Annotated in this window: 20 protein-coding genes and 1 rRNA gene; 19 read left to right on the top strand and 2 right to left on the bottom strand. The window is 46.6% G+C overall.

Translation table 11 applies throughout. The annotated features are described in order from the left end of the window. The first annotated feature begins 24 nt into the window (after positions 1-24). The 15 genes from AC0YNT_RS29235 (at position 25) to AC0YNT_RS29165 (ending at position 9,616) form a co-directional block, all read left to right on the top strand. The gene (locus tag AC0YNT_RS29235) at positions 25-675 is read left to right on the top strand and encodes an adenylate kinase (protein ID WP_475807763.1); all 651 of its coding nucleotides are present in this window, start codon (positions 25-27) and stop codon (positions 673-675) included. After that, the gene (map, locus tag AC0YNT_RS29230; RefSeq protein WP_475807762.1) at positions 675-1,433 is read left to right on the top strand and encodes a type I methionyl aminopeptidase; all 759 of its coding nucleotides are present in this window, start codon (positions 675-677) and stop codon (positions 1,431-1,433) included. Before AC0YNT_RS29235 ends, map begins: the two co-directional genes overlap by 1 nt. Before the next feature lie 6 nt (positions 1,434-1,439). After that, positions 1,440-1,721 (top strand): KOW domain-containing RNA-binding protein, encoded by a 282-nt coding sequence (locus AC0YNT_RS29225; RefSeq protein ID WP_167282896.1) that lies wholly within the window; start codon positions 1,440-1,442, stop codon positions 1,719-1,721. A gap of 2 nt (positions 1,722-1,723) precedes the next feature. Beyond that, positions 1,724-1,939, top strand: coding sequence for a translation initiation factor IF-1 (gene infA / locus AC0YNT_RS29220; RefSeq protein ID WP_015847200.1), 216 nt, complete (start codon positions 1,724-1,726; stop codon positions 1,937-1,939). Positions 1,940-1,983: 44 nt separating this feature from the next. Next, positions 1,984-2,097 carry a 50S ribosomal protein L36 gene (gene rpmJ / locus AC0YNT_RS29215; RefSeq protein ID WP_003333770.1) on the top strand — a complete coding sequence of 38 codons (114 nt, stop codon included), beginning with the start codon at positions 1,984-1,986 and terminating at the stop codon, positions 2,095-2,097. 18 nt (positions 2,098-2,115) lie between these two features. Next, positions 2,116-2,484, top strand: coding sequence for a 30S ribosomal protein S13 (gene rpsM / locus AC0YNT_RS29210; protein WP_091190746.1), 369 nt, complete (start codon positions 2,116-2,118; stop codon positions 2,482-2,484). Between the two features lie 20 nt (positions 2,485-2,504). After that, complete coding sequence (gene rpsK / locus AC0YNT_RS29205; protein ID WP_148933645.1) at positions 2,505-2,900, top strand: 30S ribosomal protein S11; 396 nt, start codon at positions 2,505-2,507, stop codon at positions 2,898-2,900. A gap of 125 nt (positions 2,901-3,025) precedes the next feature. After that, entirely contained in the window at positions 3,026-3,970 is a 945-nt protein-coding gene (locus AC0YNT_RS29200; RefSeq protein ID WP_015847197.1) for a DNA-directed RNA polymerase subunit alpha, read from the top strand. A gap of 48 nt (positions 3,971-4,018) precedes the next feature. Further along, on the top strand, positions 4,019-4,384 hold the full coding sequence (rplQ, locus tag AC0YNT_RS29195; RefSeq protein ID WP_091190749.1) for a 50S ribosomal protein L17: 366 nt from the start codon (positions 4,019-4,021) through the stop codon (positions 4,382-4,384). Between the two features lie 421 nt (positions 4,385-4,805). Continuing rightward, entirely contained in the window at positions 4,806-5,579 is a 774-nt protein-coding gene (truA, locus tag AC0YNT_RS29190; protein ID WP_475807761.1) for a tRNA pseudouridine(38-40) synthase TruA, read from the top strand. Between the two features lie 159 nt (positions 5,580-5,738). Continuing rightward, positions 5,739-6,176 carry a 50S ribosomal protein L13 gene (gene rplM / locus AC0YNT_RS29185; RefSeq protein WP_475807760.1) on the top strand — a complete coding sequence of 146 codons (438 nt, stop codon included), beginning with the start codon at positions 5,739-5,741 and terminating at the stop codon, positions 6,174-6,176. Positions 6,177-6,194: 18 nt separating this feature from the next. Further along, positions 6,195-6,587 (top strand): 30S ribosomal protein S9, encoded by a 393-nt coding sequence (gene rpsI / locus AC0YNT_RS29180; RefSeq protein WP_015847193.1) that lies wholly within the window; start codon positions 6,195-6,197, stop codon positions 6,585-6,587. 213 nt (positions 6,588-6,800) lie between these two features. Then, positions 6,801-7,496: a phosphoadenylyl-sulfate reductase gene (locus AC0YNT_RS29175; protein ID WP_475807759.1), complete on the top strand. Its 696-nt coding sequence runs from the start codon at positions 6,801-6,803 to the stop codon at positions 7,494-7,496. Positions 7,497-7,647: 151 nt separating this feature from the next. Beyond that, entirely contained in the window at positions 7,648-8,418 is a 771-nt protein-coding gene (gene cwlD, locus AC0YNT_RS29170; RefSeq protein WP_475807758.1) for an N-acetylmuramoyl-L-alanine amidase CwlD, read from the top strand. A gap of 94 nt (positions 8,419-8,512) precedes the next feature. Then, positions 8,513-9,616, top strand: a complete 1,104-nt coding sequence (locus tag AC0YNT_RS29165; protein ID WP_475807757.1) for an Mrp/NBP35 family ATP-binding protein — start codon at positions 8,513-8,515, stop codon at positions 9,614-9,616. 84 nt (positions 9,617-9,700) lie between these two features. On the opposite strand, the gene gerD is transcribed toward AC0YNT_RS29165, so the two are convergent. After that, entirely contained in the window at positions 9,701-10,399 is a 699-nt protein-coding gene (gene gerD, locus AC0YNT_RS29160; RefSeq protein ID WP_475807756.1) for a spore germination lipoprotein GerD, read from the bottom strand. 185 nt (positions 10,400-10,584) lie between these two features. On the opposite strand from gerD, the gene AC0YNT_RS29155 reads away from it, so the two are divergent. Next, on the top strand, positions 10,585-11,208 hold the full coding sequence (locus AC0YNT_RS29155) for a KinB-signaling pathway activation protein (protein WP_475807755.1): 624 nt from the start codon (positions 10,585-10,587) through the stop codon (positions 11,206-11,208). A 2-nt stretch (positions 11,209-11,210) separates the two neighbouring features. On the opposite strand, the gene pdaB is transcribed toward AC0YNT_RS29155, so the two are convergent. Continuing rightward, positions 11,211-12,035, bottom strand: coding sequence for a polysaccharide deacetylase family sporulation protein PdaB (pdaB, locus tag AC0YNT_RS29150; RefSeq protein WP_167282913.1), 825 nt, complete (start codon positions 12,033-12,035; stop codon positions 11,211-11,213). A 394-nt stretch (positions 12,036-12,429) separates the two neighbouring features. Between pdaB and AC0YNT_RS29145 the strand changes: the two genes are divergently transcribed. The 3 genes from AC0YNT_RS29145 to AC0YNT_RS29135 all read left to right on the top strand — a co-directional run. Then, a complete protein-coding gene (locus AC0YNT_RS29145) occupies positions 12,430-13,053 on the top strand; it encodes a stage II sporulation protein M (protein ID WP_475807754.1) in 624 nt (207 codons plus the stop codon). A gap of 133 nt (positions 13,054-13,186) precedes the next feature. Next, positions 13,187-13,408 (top strand): hypothetical protein, encoded by a 222-nt coding sequence (locus AC0YNT_RS29140; RefSeq protein ID WP_015847185.1) that lies wholly within the window; start codon positions 13,187-13,189, stop codon positions 13,406-13,408. Between the two features lie 202 nt (positions 13,409-13,610). Then, a 16S ribosomal RNA gene (locus AC0YNT_RS29135) occupies positions 13,611-13,716 on the top strand; the annotation flags it as partial.

The following is a 13,716-nucleotide window of genomic DNA, read 5'->3' as shown; positions in this document are numbered from 1 at the left end:
TGTGCTTAAAGCGAGGAAGACGGAATGAACATTTTATTCATGGGTCCTCCGGGGGCCGGTAAAGGGACGCAAGCAGAACGTATCGTTGAAGAGTTTGGCATTCCGCACATCTCGACAGGCGATGCATTCCGTCTTGCGATGAAACAGGGGACTCCGCTCGGTCTTAAAGCGAAAGAGTTTGTCGATCAAGGACTGCTCGTTCCCGATGAGATTACGAACGGTATTGTCAAAGAGCGTCTTGCTCAAGACGATTGTAATAAAGGTTTCTTGCTCGATGGTTTTCCACGTACGCTGCAGCAAGCCGAAGCGCTTGATGTTATGCTGACAGAATTGAACCGCGGCATTGACCATGTTGTTAATTTGAAGGTTGATCGCGGCTTGCTGCTTGCTCGTCTGACTGGACGTCGCATTTGTAAAGCATGCGGATCAACGTACCATGTAATGTTCAACGCACCGAAACAAGAAGGCGTCTGCGACAAATGCGGCGGTGAATTGTACCAACGGTCGGATGACACGGAAGAGAAAGTCGGAACGCGTCTTGACGAGTATATCTCGAAAACCGCACCACTTCTCGACTACTACAATGGTAAAGGTCTACTTTGCGAAGTCGACGGCGAGAAGGAAATCGATACGGTTACGGCTGAGATTGTTTCCTGCTTGCGAGGTTCATTGTAATGATCATTTGCAAATCCGAATCGGAGCTGCGATATATGAGGGAAGCCGGCCGCATTGTTGCGGAGACACATCGGATTATGGCTGAAGCGATTAAACCCGGGGTAACTACCCAGGAACTCGATCAGCTGGCCGAAGCGTACATTCGCAGTCAAGGCGCTGAGCCATCCTTCAAAGGTTACAATGGTTTTCCTGCCAGCATTTGCGCTTCTGTAAATGACGAGCTGGTACACGGTTTTCCCGGACCTCGTAAGTTGAACGAAGGCGATATTATAAGCATCGACATTGGAGCGCAGTATAAAGGCTATCATGGTGATTCGGCTTGGACTTACCCGGTCGGCAACGTCTCGGATGAAGTCAAGCGATTACTTGAGGTGACAGAACAGTCTCTGTACGCAGGACTGAATCTGATCCGCCCAGATGTTCGTTTATTTACAATATCGCATGCGGTTCAACAGGTTGCCGAAGCGGCGGGCTTTTCGATTGTAAGGGAATTTGTCGGACACGGTATTGGCAAGGACCTCCACGAGGAACCGCAAATTCCGAATTACGGCATTCCGGATCGCGGGCCACGTCTTAAGCCAGGAATGGTGCTTTGCATCGAACCTATGGTCAACATCGGCGAACGTTACGTTCGTACGCTTGAAGACAATTGGACGGTCGTAACGGAAGACGGCTCCTGGTGCGCTCACTTCGAGCACACGGTTGCCGTATCGGAGGACGGATTCGAAATTTTGACGAAACTACCGCATTCGGTGTAATCTGTTATGGATAAACAACCGCAAATCGGTCAAATCGTCAAGGTGCTTCGGGGCAAGGATGAGAACAGCTATGCTGTTATTATTGACATTGTTGACGAACGCTTCGTTCTTATCGTCGATGGCGATAAACGCAGGTTTGATCAACCGAAGAAAAAGAACGTTCTGCATCTCGAGTTACAACCCGCTATAAGCAGCGAAGTTACAAGCAGCTTGCTTGAAACGGGCAGGGTGACCAATGCCAAGTTACGTTATGTGATTCAGAAGTACGCACATGCGAAAGGAGAATGACGGTGGCTAAGGAAGACGTCATTGAGGTCGAAGGTACGGTAATTGAACCGCTGCCGAATGCCATGTTCAAGGTGGAGCTGGAGAACGGTCATCAAATTCTCGCACATGTTTCCGGTAAGCTCAGAATGCATTTCATCCGTATTTTGACTGGGGACAAAGTGGTTATACAGTTATCGCCTTATGATTTATCAAGAGGGCGCATCACCTATCGGAAGTAAACCGCCTGCGGTTTACTTGCGAAGGATTCGGGAGGTAATTCACAATGAAGGTTAGACCTTCGGTAAAGCCGATTTGCGAAAAATGCAAAGTCATTCGTCGTAAAGGCAACGTTATGGTAATTTGTGAAAATCCGAAACACAAACAAAAACAAGGATAAAAGGAGGGACAACGGCCTATGGCACGTATAGCTGGTGTAGACTTGCCGCGTGATAAACGCGTCGAAATCGCCCTGACATACATTTTCGGTATTGGTAAAACAACTTCGCAAAAAATCTTGAGCTCTGCTGGCGTTAACGCTGACACTCGTGTTCGCGATCTGACAGAAGACGAGCTTGCGAAATTGCGTGAAGCAATTGACAAATCCGTTAAAGTGGAAGGCGACCTGCGTCGTGAAATTTCGCTTAACATTAAACGCCTGATCGAGATCGGTTGCTACCGTGGTGTTCGTCACCGTCGTGGTTTGCCTGTTCGTGGTCAACGCACGAAAACAAATGCGCGTACGCGTAAAGGTCCTCGTCGGACTGTAGCTAACAAAAAGAAATAATAAAGGGGTGAAATAGGGCAATGGCTAAACCTAAAAAAGTCGTTCGTACAAAACGTCGTGACCGGAAAAATATTGAGTCGGGCGTAGCACACATCCGTTCGACATTCAATAACACGATCGTAACGATCACTGACCCACATGGCAACGCAATCTCTTGGGCAAGCTCCGGTAACCTGGGCTTCAAAGGTTCGCGTAAATCCACGCCTTTCGCAGCTCAAATGGCAGCTGAATCTGCAGCTAAAGCAGCGATGGAACATGGCATGAAAGCTGTTGAGGTTATGGTTAAAGGTCCTGGCGCAGGCCGCGAAGCAGCGATTCGTTCGCTTCAAGCAGCTGGTCTGGAAGTTAACCTGATTAAAGACGTAACGCCAGTTCCTCACAACGGATGCCGTCCGCCAAAACGTCGTCGCGTATAGTTGGGTCCGCTGTGGTATCAAATAACAACAACTTGTGAATAATGGTTGTGAAGGTTTGGCATACTACGAGATTTGACTACACAAAACGAAGGTAACGGAGCGACGTTTGAAGGAGGGTACTATTAGTGATTGAGATCGAAAAGCCGAAAATCGAGACCGTAGATTTGAATGAGGATGGAACTTACGGGCGTTTCGTAGTAGAACCGCTCGAGCGTGGATATGGCACGACGCTTGGAAATTCGCTTCGCCGAATTTTATTGTCCTCGCTGCCGGGCGCAGCAGTAACATCTGTTCAAATCGACGGAGTGCTTCACGAGTTCTCTACGGTTCCAGGAGTGATCGAGGACGTAACTGAGATCATTCTGAACTTGAAAGGCCTCTCGTTGAAAATCCACTCCGATGAAGAAAAGGTGCTGGAAATCGACGCTGAAGGCGAAGGAATCGTTACGGCAGGGGATATTCGAGCTGACAGCGATGTCGAGATTTTGAACCCTGATCTTCACATCGCAACCTTGGCCTCCGGCGCGCGGCTCCATTTGAGAATTTTTGCCAATCGCGGACGTGGTTATGTCCAAGCGGACCGTAACAAACGGGACGATCAACCGATTGGGGTTATTCCCGTTGATTCGATTTACACGCCAATTACCCGTGTCAATTACAGCGTTGAAAATACCCGCGTTGGTCAAGTAACCAACTACGACAAGCTTACGCTTGAAGTATGGACTGACGGTAGTATTAGACCGGAAGAGGCTGTAAGCCTTGGCGCTAAAATTTTGACCGAGCATTTGGACCTGTTCGTCGGATTGACCGATGAAGCCAAAGACGCGGAAATCATGGTCGAGAAGGAAGAGGACAAGAAAGAGAAAGTTCTGGAGATGACTATCGAAGAACTGGATCTTTCCGTGCGTTCCTACAACTGCTTGAAACGTGCAGGCATTAACACTGTTCAAGAGCTGATTACGAAATCCGAAGAGGATATGATGAAGGTTCGTAACCTGGGCCGTAAATCCCTTGAGGAAGTTCAAGAGAAGCTCGAAGAGCTTGGTCTTGGCCTTCGCATGGAAGAGTAGAATCTTGAGCATCTAGAACAGACTATAGGCAAGGGAGGGGAAATCAAGATGGCATATCAAAAATTGGGCCGTGACGCTAGCGCGCGGAAAGCACTTTTCCGTGACCTCGTTACTGACCTATTCCTGTATGAGCGCATTCAAACAACAGAAGCTAAAGCGAAAGAGGTTCGTTCGATCGCTGAAAAACTGATCACGAAAGCGAAAAAAGGTGACTTGCACGCTCGTCGTCAAGTAGCTGCTTACGTTCGTCGTGAAACTGTTGACGGAGAGCAAGATGCAATCCAAAAACTGTTCTCCGAGCTGGCCACCCGTTACTCGGAACGTGCGGGCGGATACACACGGATTTTGAAACTGGGACCTCGCCGTGGCGACGCTGCGCCTATGGTGTACCTGGAACTGGTTGACCGTGCGTAACACAAGCGTAATCAGCTCGCCGCTCTGAGCGGAGAGCTACGTTTCGCGGTGAGAAAGGGTGGACCCTTGAGGCCACCTTTTTTTATTGCCCGATTCGATGAGACTGCTTTGGCTATATGTGTGCTGCGTGAAAGGTATGGACCTCCGATCGCTGTTGTTTCCGGATTTCTTCGATTACAACTCGCTTAAGCGGTTGAAATCCGGAAACAAAGGCGAACGCTGAAAGCTTTCTCTAAGAAAGCTACTCCGTAAGCATTAACTTGCTTCTTCGGCTCAAACCTTTCACTCCGCCTACAGGCCAGAGCAGACTCAAAGAAAATAGGCAAGAAAAAAGAGCGGCCGAAAAGGGTTCACCCTTTTGAAATTAAGGGGATTGAATGTTAATTGCGTGTGTTATTAACATATGGGGAGGTGGTGAAGGATGAGGAATATAGCTGTAACGGTAAGCTACGACGGGACGGACTTTAACGGGTTTCAGTCTCAGCCGTTCGGAAGGACCATCCAGCAAGAGATCGAGCTGGCGATCAAAAAGCTGACCGGTGAGGATCTTATCATTATCGGATCTGGCAGAACGGATGCCGGCGTGCATGCGACGGGACAAGTATTCAACTTCCATACGGAATCTGCGATTCCAGCGGAACGTTGGGCGATTGCTTTGAATACCCGGCTGCCGAGGGATATTGTGATTACAGATGCCTATGAGGTGCCTGAGCAATTCCACTCGAGACGCTCAGCTAAACGGAAGACATATCGCTATACGATTGATATGGGGAAGTTTCCGGATGTGTTCTACCGCCGTTATGCATTCCATCATCCTACACCACTTAATGTTGAAGCGATGCAGCAAGGGCTTAGCTGCCTTGTGGGGGAGCATGACTTCACTTCATTTACATCTATTCACTCGACCAAGCCGCATCATGTACGGACCATCTACGAGGCTTATTTCGAGCGTGAGGGACAAATGCTCCATATGTATATGACCGGTAACGGATTTCTTTATAACATGATTAGAATCGTGATGGGTACGCTGCTTCATGTCGGCCACGGGAAGCTAAAGCCCGAAGATATGGCGCGCATATTGGACGGCCGTAAACGGTCTCTCGCAGGGCCAACAGCGATGCCTCATGGTCTAATGTTAATGAAAGTCGATTATCCGGACAAAATGCAATTTACATTTAATAACTTCTTGATTTAGGCCATTATCTATAGTAGAATATAACTTGTGCTTTCTTAGTGGCTATCCCACAGCCCCGACTAAGACCGTCACAAACTTGGCAGCAACATCTGAATTAACTAAAACGTGAAACGTTGTTTAATAAAACTTTAACTGTAATGGAAATAAGGAGGATCATCCATGCGTACTACGTATATGGCTAAGCCAAATGAAGTTGAGCGCAAATGGCACATCATTGATGCTGCTGGTAAAACGCTCGGCCGTCTGGCTACTGAAGCTGCTAGCCTGATCCGCGGCAAGCACAAACCGCAATTTACTCCTCACGTTGACACTGGCGATTTCGTTATCGTTGTCAACGCTGATAAAGTTGTACTGACTGGTAAGAAAATGCAAAACAAAATGTACTATCGTCACTCGGGTTACTCTGGTGGTTTGAAAGTAACTCCAGCTCACGAAATGATCGCTAAAAAAGCTGACCGCGCTATCGAATTGGCTGTTCACGGCATGTTGCCAAAAACTCGTCAAGGTAACGCAATGAAACTTAGACTTAAAGCATACGCTGGTTCGGAGCATCCGCATCAAGCACAAAATCCAGAAGTTTACGAACTTCGCGGTTAATAAGGGGAGGACAGTTTCATGGCACAAGTTCAATACTATGGAACCGGTCGTCGTAAACACTCTGTTGCACGTGTACGTTTGGTGCCAGGTGAAGGACGAATCATTGTAAACAAACGCGACTTGAACGAATATTTTGGTCTAGAAACATTGAAGCTGATCGTTAAGCAACCATTGGTTCTGACTGAAACTTTGAACAACTACGACGTTATCGTAATCGCTAACGGCGGCGGTATGTCTGGTCAAGCTGGCGCTATCCGCCACGGTATCTCCCGCGCTCTGCTTAAAGCAGACCCTGAGTTCCGCCCAGCTCTGAAACGTGCTGGCTTCCTGACTCGTGACCCACGCATGAAAGAACGTAAAAAATACGGTCTTAAAGCAGCTCGTCGCGCGCCACAATTCTCGAAACGTTAATATTTGTATCGAACACCTTCTCCGCTTTGCGGGGGAGGTGTTTTTTGCATTATATGTTAGATGTCCGAAGCTTGTTGCTGCTTGGTTTAGGATGAACTCCCTGAACTTTATTTCATTTTGGTGAAAACATATCATTGATCATTTTAGCGTTAGAACGTATACTTTATTTAATAGCATATGAACTTACTTGGTATTACAAATGGAGGGAAAACCATGAACCTGTTTGAAAAGGAAGCTTTAGTAAAACAAAAAGCAGAAGAGCTTGAAAATGCGACGCCAGAAGAAATTTTGGCCTACGCAGTTGAAGCATTCCCTAATATTACGTTTGCATGCAGCTTTGGCGCTGAAGACGTTGTACTTGTAGACATGCTGCAAAAAGTCAGCCCGAAAACAGATATTTTCTATTTGGATACGGACTTCCACTTCAAAGAAACATACGAAACGCGTGATCGTATGGTGGAACGTTACCCTGGCATTCCATTCGTAGAAGTAAAACCATTGATTACTCCTGAAGAGCAAGCTGTACAGCATGGTGAAGAACTGTGGAAATCCGATGCTAACGCTTGCTGTAATATCCGTAAAGTTGAACCATTAACAAGAATCTTGAGCAAGTACAATGCTTGGATTACGGGTATCCGTCGTGATCAAGCACCAACTCGTGCGAACGCTAAAAAAGTAGAATACGATACGAAGTTTGGTCTGATTAAATTCAACCCGATAGCAGGTTGGACTTCGGAAGACGTATGGAACTACATTCGTGAGAATGATGTGATCTACAATCCGCTGCATGACCAAAACTACCCAAGTATCGGCTGCGAATATTGCACACGTAAAGTTATGCCTGGTGAAGATCCACGTGCAGGACGTTGGGCTGGCCAAGAGAAAACGGAATGTGGTTTGCATAAATAAGTTTTTCTGATGGAAGCATGTCGGAGCAGCCAGTAGATTTATTTTCATTCATTAGGCTTAAGCGATTGAATGCCTGGCCATCATAAACAACCATCTCGTCCCATATAAATGATTAAGAGATCATTTGTTGGGGAAACGGGGTGGTTTTTTTATGCGCCGAAAACGTTTAGTTGTATGGATGACCTATAAGGGAGCACTCCGCATTGCAGCCGGGTTATCTGCGCTTGTGTTGACCTGGATAATACTTGCCCAAGGTGGGGAACCTGTGTCTCGGACCTGGTCGTATTGGACACTGCCTTTATCAGGGAAGACGATTGCGATTGATGCGGGGCATGGAGGCGTTGACGGAGGAGCTGTAAGTAAAGAGGGAGTTGTAGAGAAGGATCTGAATTTGGCTATAGCTTTATATTTGAGGGACTATCTGCAGCAGGCGGGTGCCATTGTGGTTATGACGAGAGAAGGGGATTATGATCTTGCGAATCAGGATACCCGAGGTTATTCCAAGCGTAAGACAGAGGATTTGATACAACGAGTAACTAATATTAAAGAAAGCAAACCTAGCCTTGTGGTCAGTATCCATATGAACAGTATTCCTTCGGAGAAATGGTCAGGAGCTCAAACCTTCTTTAACCCTGCTAATCATCCGGACAACCAGGTACTGGCGACCTTTATTCAGAATGAGATCCGTCGCAACTTGGAGAATACAAGCCGGGTAGCGGTGAAGGATAAGAATAATGTGTATCTTCTTAAGGCACTCGATGAAATCCCGACCGCACTTGTTGAAGTAGGGTTTCTTTCGAATCCGGGGGAAGCATCACGGCTTGCGGATTCTGAATATCAGCGGAAGGTAGCGGCTTCCATTTATCAAGGTGTGCTTCGTTATTCATCTGGGGAGAAGCTAAGTGAGAATACCGCTAATTAACCTTGTCCCGCTTAATATGCTATAATCATTATAAATAAGCAGCCTTTCTGAAGCTTACAATTATCACTCTCTTACATAAAGGTGGGACTCATTCATGTTAACACGTGAACAAGCGTTGGAAGCCGTTGGTGAAGTAACGGCGAAATATAGCGCGGACTCGCTCGCAGTCCGCGATGTTGTTGTGAAGGACCGTCAAGTTTCGATGACGGTCCTTACTGCCAGCGAGGAGGTACGTCCCTCGCTGGAAGCCGCGCTGCGCGAAGCGCTCGCGCGGGCTGGCGCCGAAACCGTGCATTGCCGGTTTCGTGCGCTCGAGGGCGACGCGGGCGCAGCAGCTGCCGCACCGCAAGGCCAAGCCGGCGGCAAGGCTCAGCCAGCCGCCGCTTCAAGCACCAGCCCCGTACAAGGGCACGGGGCTGGGCTTGATAACCCGCTGCTCGATCCAGCCAGCGGGGTGCAGTTCATTGCCGTCGCCAGTGGTAAAGGCGGCGTAGGCAAGTCGACAGTGACCGTCAATCTGGCAGTCGCTTTAGCCCGCAAGGGCAAACGCGTCGGGATCATCGACGCAGATATTTACGGCTTCAGTGTGCCCGATATGATGGGCATCGAGAATCGTCCAGAGATTGTGAACGAACGGGTTATTCCGATCGAACGCTTCGGTGTAAAAGTGATGTCGATGGGCTTCTTTGTAGAAGACAACAGCCCGATCGTATGGCGCGGGCCAATGCTCGGCAAGATGCTTCGTAATTTCTTCGCCGAGATCGAGTGGGGAGAGCTGGATTACCTGCTGCTTGACCTTCCTCCTGGAACAGGTGACGTGGCTCTAGACGTTCACCAGATCATTCCGCAAAGCAAAGAAATTATCGTTACAACCCCTCATGCAACGGCAGCATTTGTAGCAGCCCGTGCAGGTGCAATGGCGATAAAGACCAAGCACGAAATTATTGGCGTGGTCGAGAACATGTCTTACTACAAATGCAGCAAATGCGGCGAGCCGGAGTATATCTTCGGACGTGGAGGTGGTGCTCGACTCGCGGAATCCTTGCATGCCGAGCTCATGGCACAAATTCCGCTTGGACAGCCGGACAATCATATTTCTGAACCGGATTTCTCGCCTTCAGTATACAAGGCTGAGTCCGAAACAGGTGAACTTTACCTCAACATCGCGGAGAAGGTCATTCAGAAATGCGGTCGTTAATATAAAAAACGTGCAAGGGGAGAGAGCGTAAGAGCTCTCAATCCTGCACGTTTTTTTATTCCTATCTAACCGCTAATTTAACCATTAAGTCGAAGATTGATCGCCTCCGCTATCACTTCCGCCTTCTTCACTTTGTTTATCTTCCTCGGAGGAACTATCGTCACCGCTACCGCTGTCCTGTTTTTTCTCAACTTTCTCGTCTGGTTTAGGCTTAAGCTCTTCTTGCACTGCTTTTTTCATCAGATCAAGCACTTCCAGGCGGAACAGTGGATTTTGCATCGATTCCTGCATAAGGGACATGACTTGCTTCTTATACTGCGTGCTTTGTAACACCTCTAGAATCATCTTGTCCATTTCCGGTGTCTTCATTGCTTTAATCATCGCCTCTTGATAAGACGGATCCTTCATCAATTCCTTGTGAATATCCTTGTTCTGCTTGTTTACGGATTTGGCGAATTCACCTGCAAAGCGGGTATCTGTCATTAACGTCTTGATGACCTTGTCATACTCTGGGGAGACCATTACATCTTTTACTGCTAACCGAACCTGTTCTTGATCCTGTACCGATAACAGCTTGGTACCACTACCGTTATAACCAGACATTTGCTGTGCCGATTCCTGCAATGCCTTTTGTGCATCTTCCGTTTTCAGTATATCGATGACCATTGACTTCATATCCTTGTAGCTGATCTGCTGGTTACCTCCGGATGATTCCGCACCGCAGCTCGTTAAGACGAATGATAGGGCGGAAAGCGCCGTTAATAAAGCCAGTCGCATACGCATGCATCCACGATCTCCCTTCTATAAACACCATAGCTGAATTTAACCGTAGTATGTGTTAATGTTCACGGGATTATCATGGCTTCGTGGTTAGCTTTTTATGACGAACGTGGTAAAATAATGGATGGTGCAGGAAAGCGCTTATTTTGCGTGGACTTCCGCCTAACATGAAGGAGGATCAATCGATAATGAATTTGAAAAGATGGTTTTTTCTTTTTTGGAGCTGCATGGCAGTTGGGGCCTTCATAACGGTCGTCAGTGGGTCGATTATGCAATGGACTGACACGTCCTTCGGATTTATGGGACTAGAGGCAGCTGGATTCAACGCCTTCATGATGGCGATGGTCGGCTTATTAATAGGAGCATTCAGCCAAATGGGGTTCTTTGCATATCTAACCTTAAACTACATCGCATTAAGTATTTTCCGGAAAAGCTATCTGTGGAACGCTCTGCAGGGCTATACAACCGTATTTGGCGTGTTTGGCCTGGGGTACATGCTTTATGAACAGCGGACAAATAACTGGTTCTTCTGGTTGCTTCCACTTGTCTTATTAGCCTGCTCTTTAGGAGTAGCTTATATTAAAGTAAGGCAAACGAATTCCACCGCTTTTGTACCAACGGCATTCCTCATGTTCTTCATTACATTTATAGAAGCATGGCCGGCACTGCAGGGGGAGACGAATATTTCCGCGATCGTCTTTATGATTATCCCGTTGTTTATCTGCAATGGTTATCAAATCCTCATGCTGCCAAGACTTCTGCAGAAAAAAATAACAACCGACTCTGCGACGTCCGCAAAGCCGGTTGCGTAATATTAGTAGCCTGTATCCGCAGCACTCACAGCATCTTCAAGACCAAGCATTGTAAGCGAGGTTGTTTTGTCCTGTACAGCGCGGCCTTCTGACTCTGTTTGATTAATCAATTCCGATACCGAGACGAACTCATAGCCCTTAGCACGAAGCTGATCAATAATGACAGGGAGTGCTTCATGAGTTTGTTTAACGGAATCGCTGGCATGCATCAGGATGATATCGCCATTGTGGGCGCGGCTTACGACACGGTTAATAATTTTATCCGTACCGATGTTCATCCAATCAAGAGAATCCGTATCCCATTGAATTACCTTGTAGTTCAGTTCTTCAGCGATACGGAGCACCCGTTTATCGAAGTCACCATTAGGGAGCCGAATCAAATTCGGCTGCTTGCCGGTTAGATCGGATAAAATGGTATGTGCAGTCGTAATTTGCGTACGAATTTCCTCATCACTAAGCTTGCTGTAGTTATCGTGTTTATGACCATGACTTCCGATCTCGAAGCCGTCATTTACGATATCCTTCACAATATCAGGATGGGATTGGCTCCATGGGGAAGAGAGGAAGAAGGTAGCCTGTGTAATACCCTTGTCCTTCAGCACTTTAAGGATAGGCTCTGTCCGCTTGTCCCCCCAACTGATGTCGAAAGTTAAGGCAACAACCTTTTTGTCCGTAGGGACACTGTATATTGCAGCCGGCTGCTGCGGAGCGAATACGGTGATGTTGTCTCTCTCAGCATAGATTACCCCTACAGAGAAGACGAGAGCGAGCACAATAAGGAAGTTACGTTTTAATTTCCGTCCGTTCAATACATAAAAGAAGTTCATCTGATAAGGCTCTCCTTTCTATTGAAAGCTTGTTCTAGTACAATCTATGCTCGTACACCCAAGATATTCATGGCTTGTTCAAATCAACAAAAAAGTTTACGCAAAATGCTTTCGAAGTAAGAATCATCACATTGGCCTGTGCGTTGCCGTTTGTATGATAATTCTTTAGGATAATGCTTTCGAAGTAAGAATCATCACAACTAGCCTGTACATTGCCGTTTGTATGATAATTCTTTTTAGGAAAATGCTTTCGAAGTAAGAATCATCACAACTGGCTTGTACATTGCCGTTTGTATGATAATTCTTTTTAGGAAAATGCTTTCGAAGTAAGAATCATCACAACTGGCTTGTACATTGCCGTTTGTATGATAATTCTTTTTAGGAGTGAATCGGCATGTTCAGATGGCGTGAAATAAAAGCACATTTCAAAATCATGAATCCCTACATAACGTTTGGATTCATTTTGTTTTTTGCAGGACTTGTTGTAGGGGGAACCAATAGTACCTTTAGTGATTACCTGGAGCAGCAGATCAGTGCACTCGGAGATGTGGCGGAGACCCTTCAACAATCGGATAACCCAACTCTGGCCTTTATGATCTTTATCTTCCTTAACAATGCCATCAAATCCATCTTTATCATCTATATAGGTGCTATATTAGGAATAATCCCGATCTTCTTCCTTGTGCTGAACGGAATGGTTGTAGGGTTCCTGCTGCAGCATGTAGCTCAAACGAATGGTACTGGGGATATGTTTCATGTAGTGCTTGGCTTGCTGCCCCACGGTATTATTGAGATCCCTGCTATTGTAATAGCCTGTGCATACGGTATGAAATTTGGCGTTCTATTACTTAAAGCATTAGGCCGACTAATTATACCGGGGAAGGAATCGGGCAAATCCGGTCCAGAGATTGAATATTTCATGATTCGATCGATCCCGGTTGTTGTTATTTTGACGGTTGCACTGCTTATTGCGGCTATTATTGAAAGTACAATTAGTGTTTGGGTGGGTTCGTTGTAATATTTTTCCCATTTATTGAGCATAACAGTAAAGCGGCGTCGTGATGCGTAATCGCGAAACGCCGCTTTTGCTTTTAAACTGCCTCAGCAACAAGCTGCATGGCCAATACTGCTTAGGAGGGCGCTCAATAGTTATGCTAGGGATTCTATTCAACGACAAAGAATGCAAAGAACTCGATTACGTCCTGCGCAAAGAGTTAGATGAAATGCTGCTTGATCTGAATGACAATCGTTTAGACGGAGATATTAAGCAAGCAATAACGAGAAGATACAAAATCATCTTCCGTATGTATGCAAGAATTGCTTCCCCGAAAGAGCTGTCACGTTATGCTCTGAATGTTCGTAATTACAGGTAGAAAAATCCATTTAAAAAAGTTTAAAAAAAGGGTTGCAATCCTATGGCCGTCCATGATATATTATCTCTTGTCGCCGCTGAGATAAACGCGAACGACACTGAAAAGAATTGTTCTTTGAAAACTGAACAACGAGCAAAACTGCCCCGTTAGAAATAACGGAAAAAGCGATAAAAACAAGTTTGAGCAAGTCAAACAAAACCATTTCATGGAGAGTTTGATCCTGGCTCAGGACGAACGCTGGCGGCGTGCCTAATACATGCAAGTCGAGCGGACTTTGCCTTCGGGTAAAGTTAGCGGCGGACGGGTGA

Source organism: Paenibacillus sp. J22R56, assembly GCF_056269375.1.
The sequence above is the reverse complement of the archived record's forward strand: the minus strand, read 5'-3'. Positions and strand labels throughout refer to the sequence as shown.

What these genes read in the sequence shown, in the direction of transcription:
- AC0YNT_RS29235 (WP_475807763.1), top strand. Translation starts at nt 25, where the DNA reads ATGAACATTTTATTCATGGGTCCTCCGGGGGCCGGTAAAGGGACGCAA.
- map (WP_475807762.1), top strand. Translation starts at nt 675, where the DNA reads ATGATCATTTGCAAATCCGAATCGGAGCTGCGATATATGAGGGAAGCC.
- AC0YNT_RS29225 (WP_167282896.1), top strand. Translation starts at nt 1,440, where the DNA reads ATGGATAAACAACCGCAAATCGGTCAAATCGTCAAGGTGCTTCGGGGC.
- rpmJ (WP_003333770.1), top strand. Translation starts at nt 1,984, where the DNA reads ATGAAGGTTAGACCTTCGGTAAAGCCGATTTGCGAAAAATGCAAAGTC.
- rpsM (WP_091190746.1), top strand. Translation starts at nt 2,116, where the DNA reads ATGGCACGTATAGCTGGTGTAGACTTGCCGCGTGATAAACGCGTCGAA.
- rpsK (WP_148933645.1), top strand. Translation starts at nt 2,505, where the DNA reads ATGGCTAAACCTAAAAAAGTCGTTCGTACAAAACGTCGTGACCGGAAA.
- rplQ (WP_091190749.1), top strand. Translation starts at nt 4,019, where the DNA reads ATGGCATATCAAAAATTGGGCCGTGACGCTAGCGCGCGGAAAGCACTT.
- truA (WP_475807761.1), top strand. Translation starts at nt 4,806, where the DNA reads ATGAGGAATATAGCTGTAACGGTAAGCTACGACGGGACGGACTTTAAC.
- rplM (WP_475807760.1), top strand. Translation starts at nt 5,739, where the DNA reads ATGCGTACTACGTATATGGCTAAGCCAAATGAAGTTGAGCGCAAATGG.
- rpsI (WP_015847193.1), top strand. Translation starts at nt 6,195, where the DNA reads ATGGCACAAGTTCAATACTATGGAACCGGTCGTCGTAAACACTCTGTT.
- AC0YNT_RS29175 (WP_475807759.1), top strand. Translation starts at nt 6,801, where the DNA reads ATGAACCTGTTTGAAAAGGAAGCTTTAGTAAAACAAAAAGCAGAAGAG.
- cwlD (WP_475807758.1), top strand. Translation starts at nt 7,648, where the DNA reads ATGCGCCGAAAACGTTTAGTTGTATGGATGACCTATAAGGGAGCACTC.
- AC0YNT_RS29165 (WP_475807757.1), top strand. Translation starts at nt 8,513, where the DNA reads ATGTTAACACGTGAACAAGCGTTGGAAGCCGTTGGTGAAGTAACGGCG.
- gerD (WP_475807756.1), bottom strand. Translation starts at nt 10,399, where the DNA reads ATGCGTATGCGACTGGCTTTATTAACGGCGCTTTCCGCCCTATCATTC.
- AC0YNT_RS29155 (WP_475807755.1), top strand. Translation starts at nt 10,585, where the DNA reads ATGAATTTGAAAAGATGGTTTTTTCTTTTTTGGAGCTGCATGGCAGTT.
- pdaB (WP_167282913.1), bottom strand. Translation starts at nt 12,035, where the DNA reads ATGAACTTCTTTTATGTATTGAACGGACGGAAATTAAAACGTAACTTC.
- AC0YNT_RS29145 (WP_475807754.1), top strand. Translation starts at nt 12,430, where the DNA reads ATGTTCAGATGGCGTGAAATAAAAGCACATTTCAAAATCATGAATCCC.
- AC0YNT_RS29140 (WP_015847185.1), top strand. Translation starts at nt 13,187, where the DNA reads ATGCTAGGGATTCTATTCAACGACAAAGAATGCAAAGAACTCGATTAC.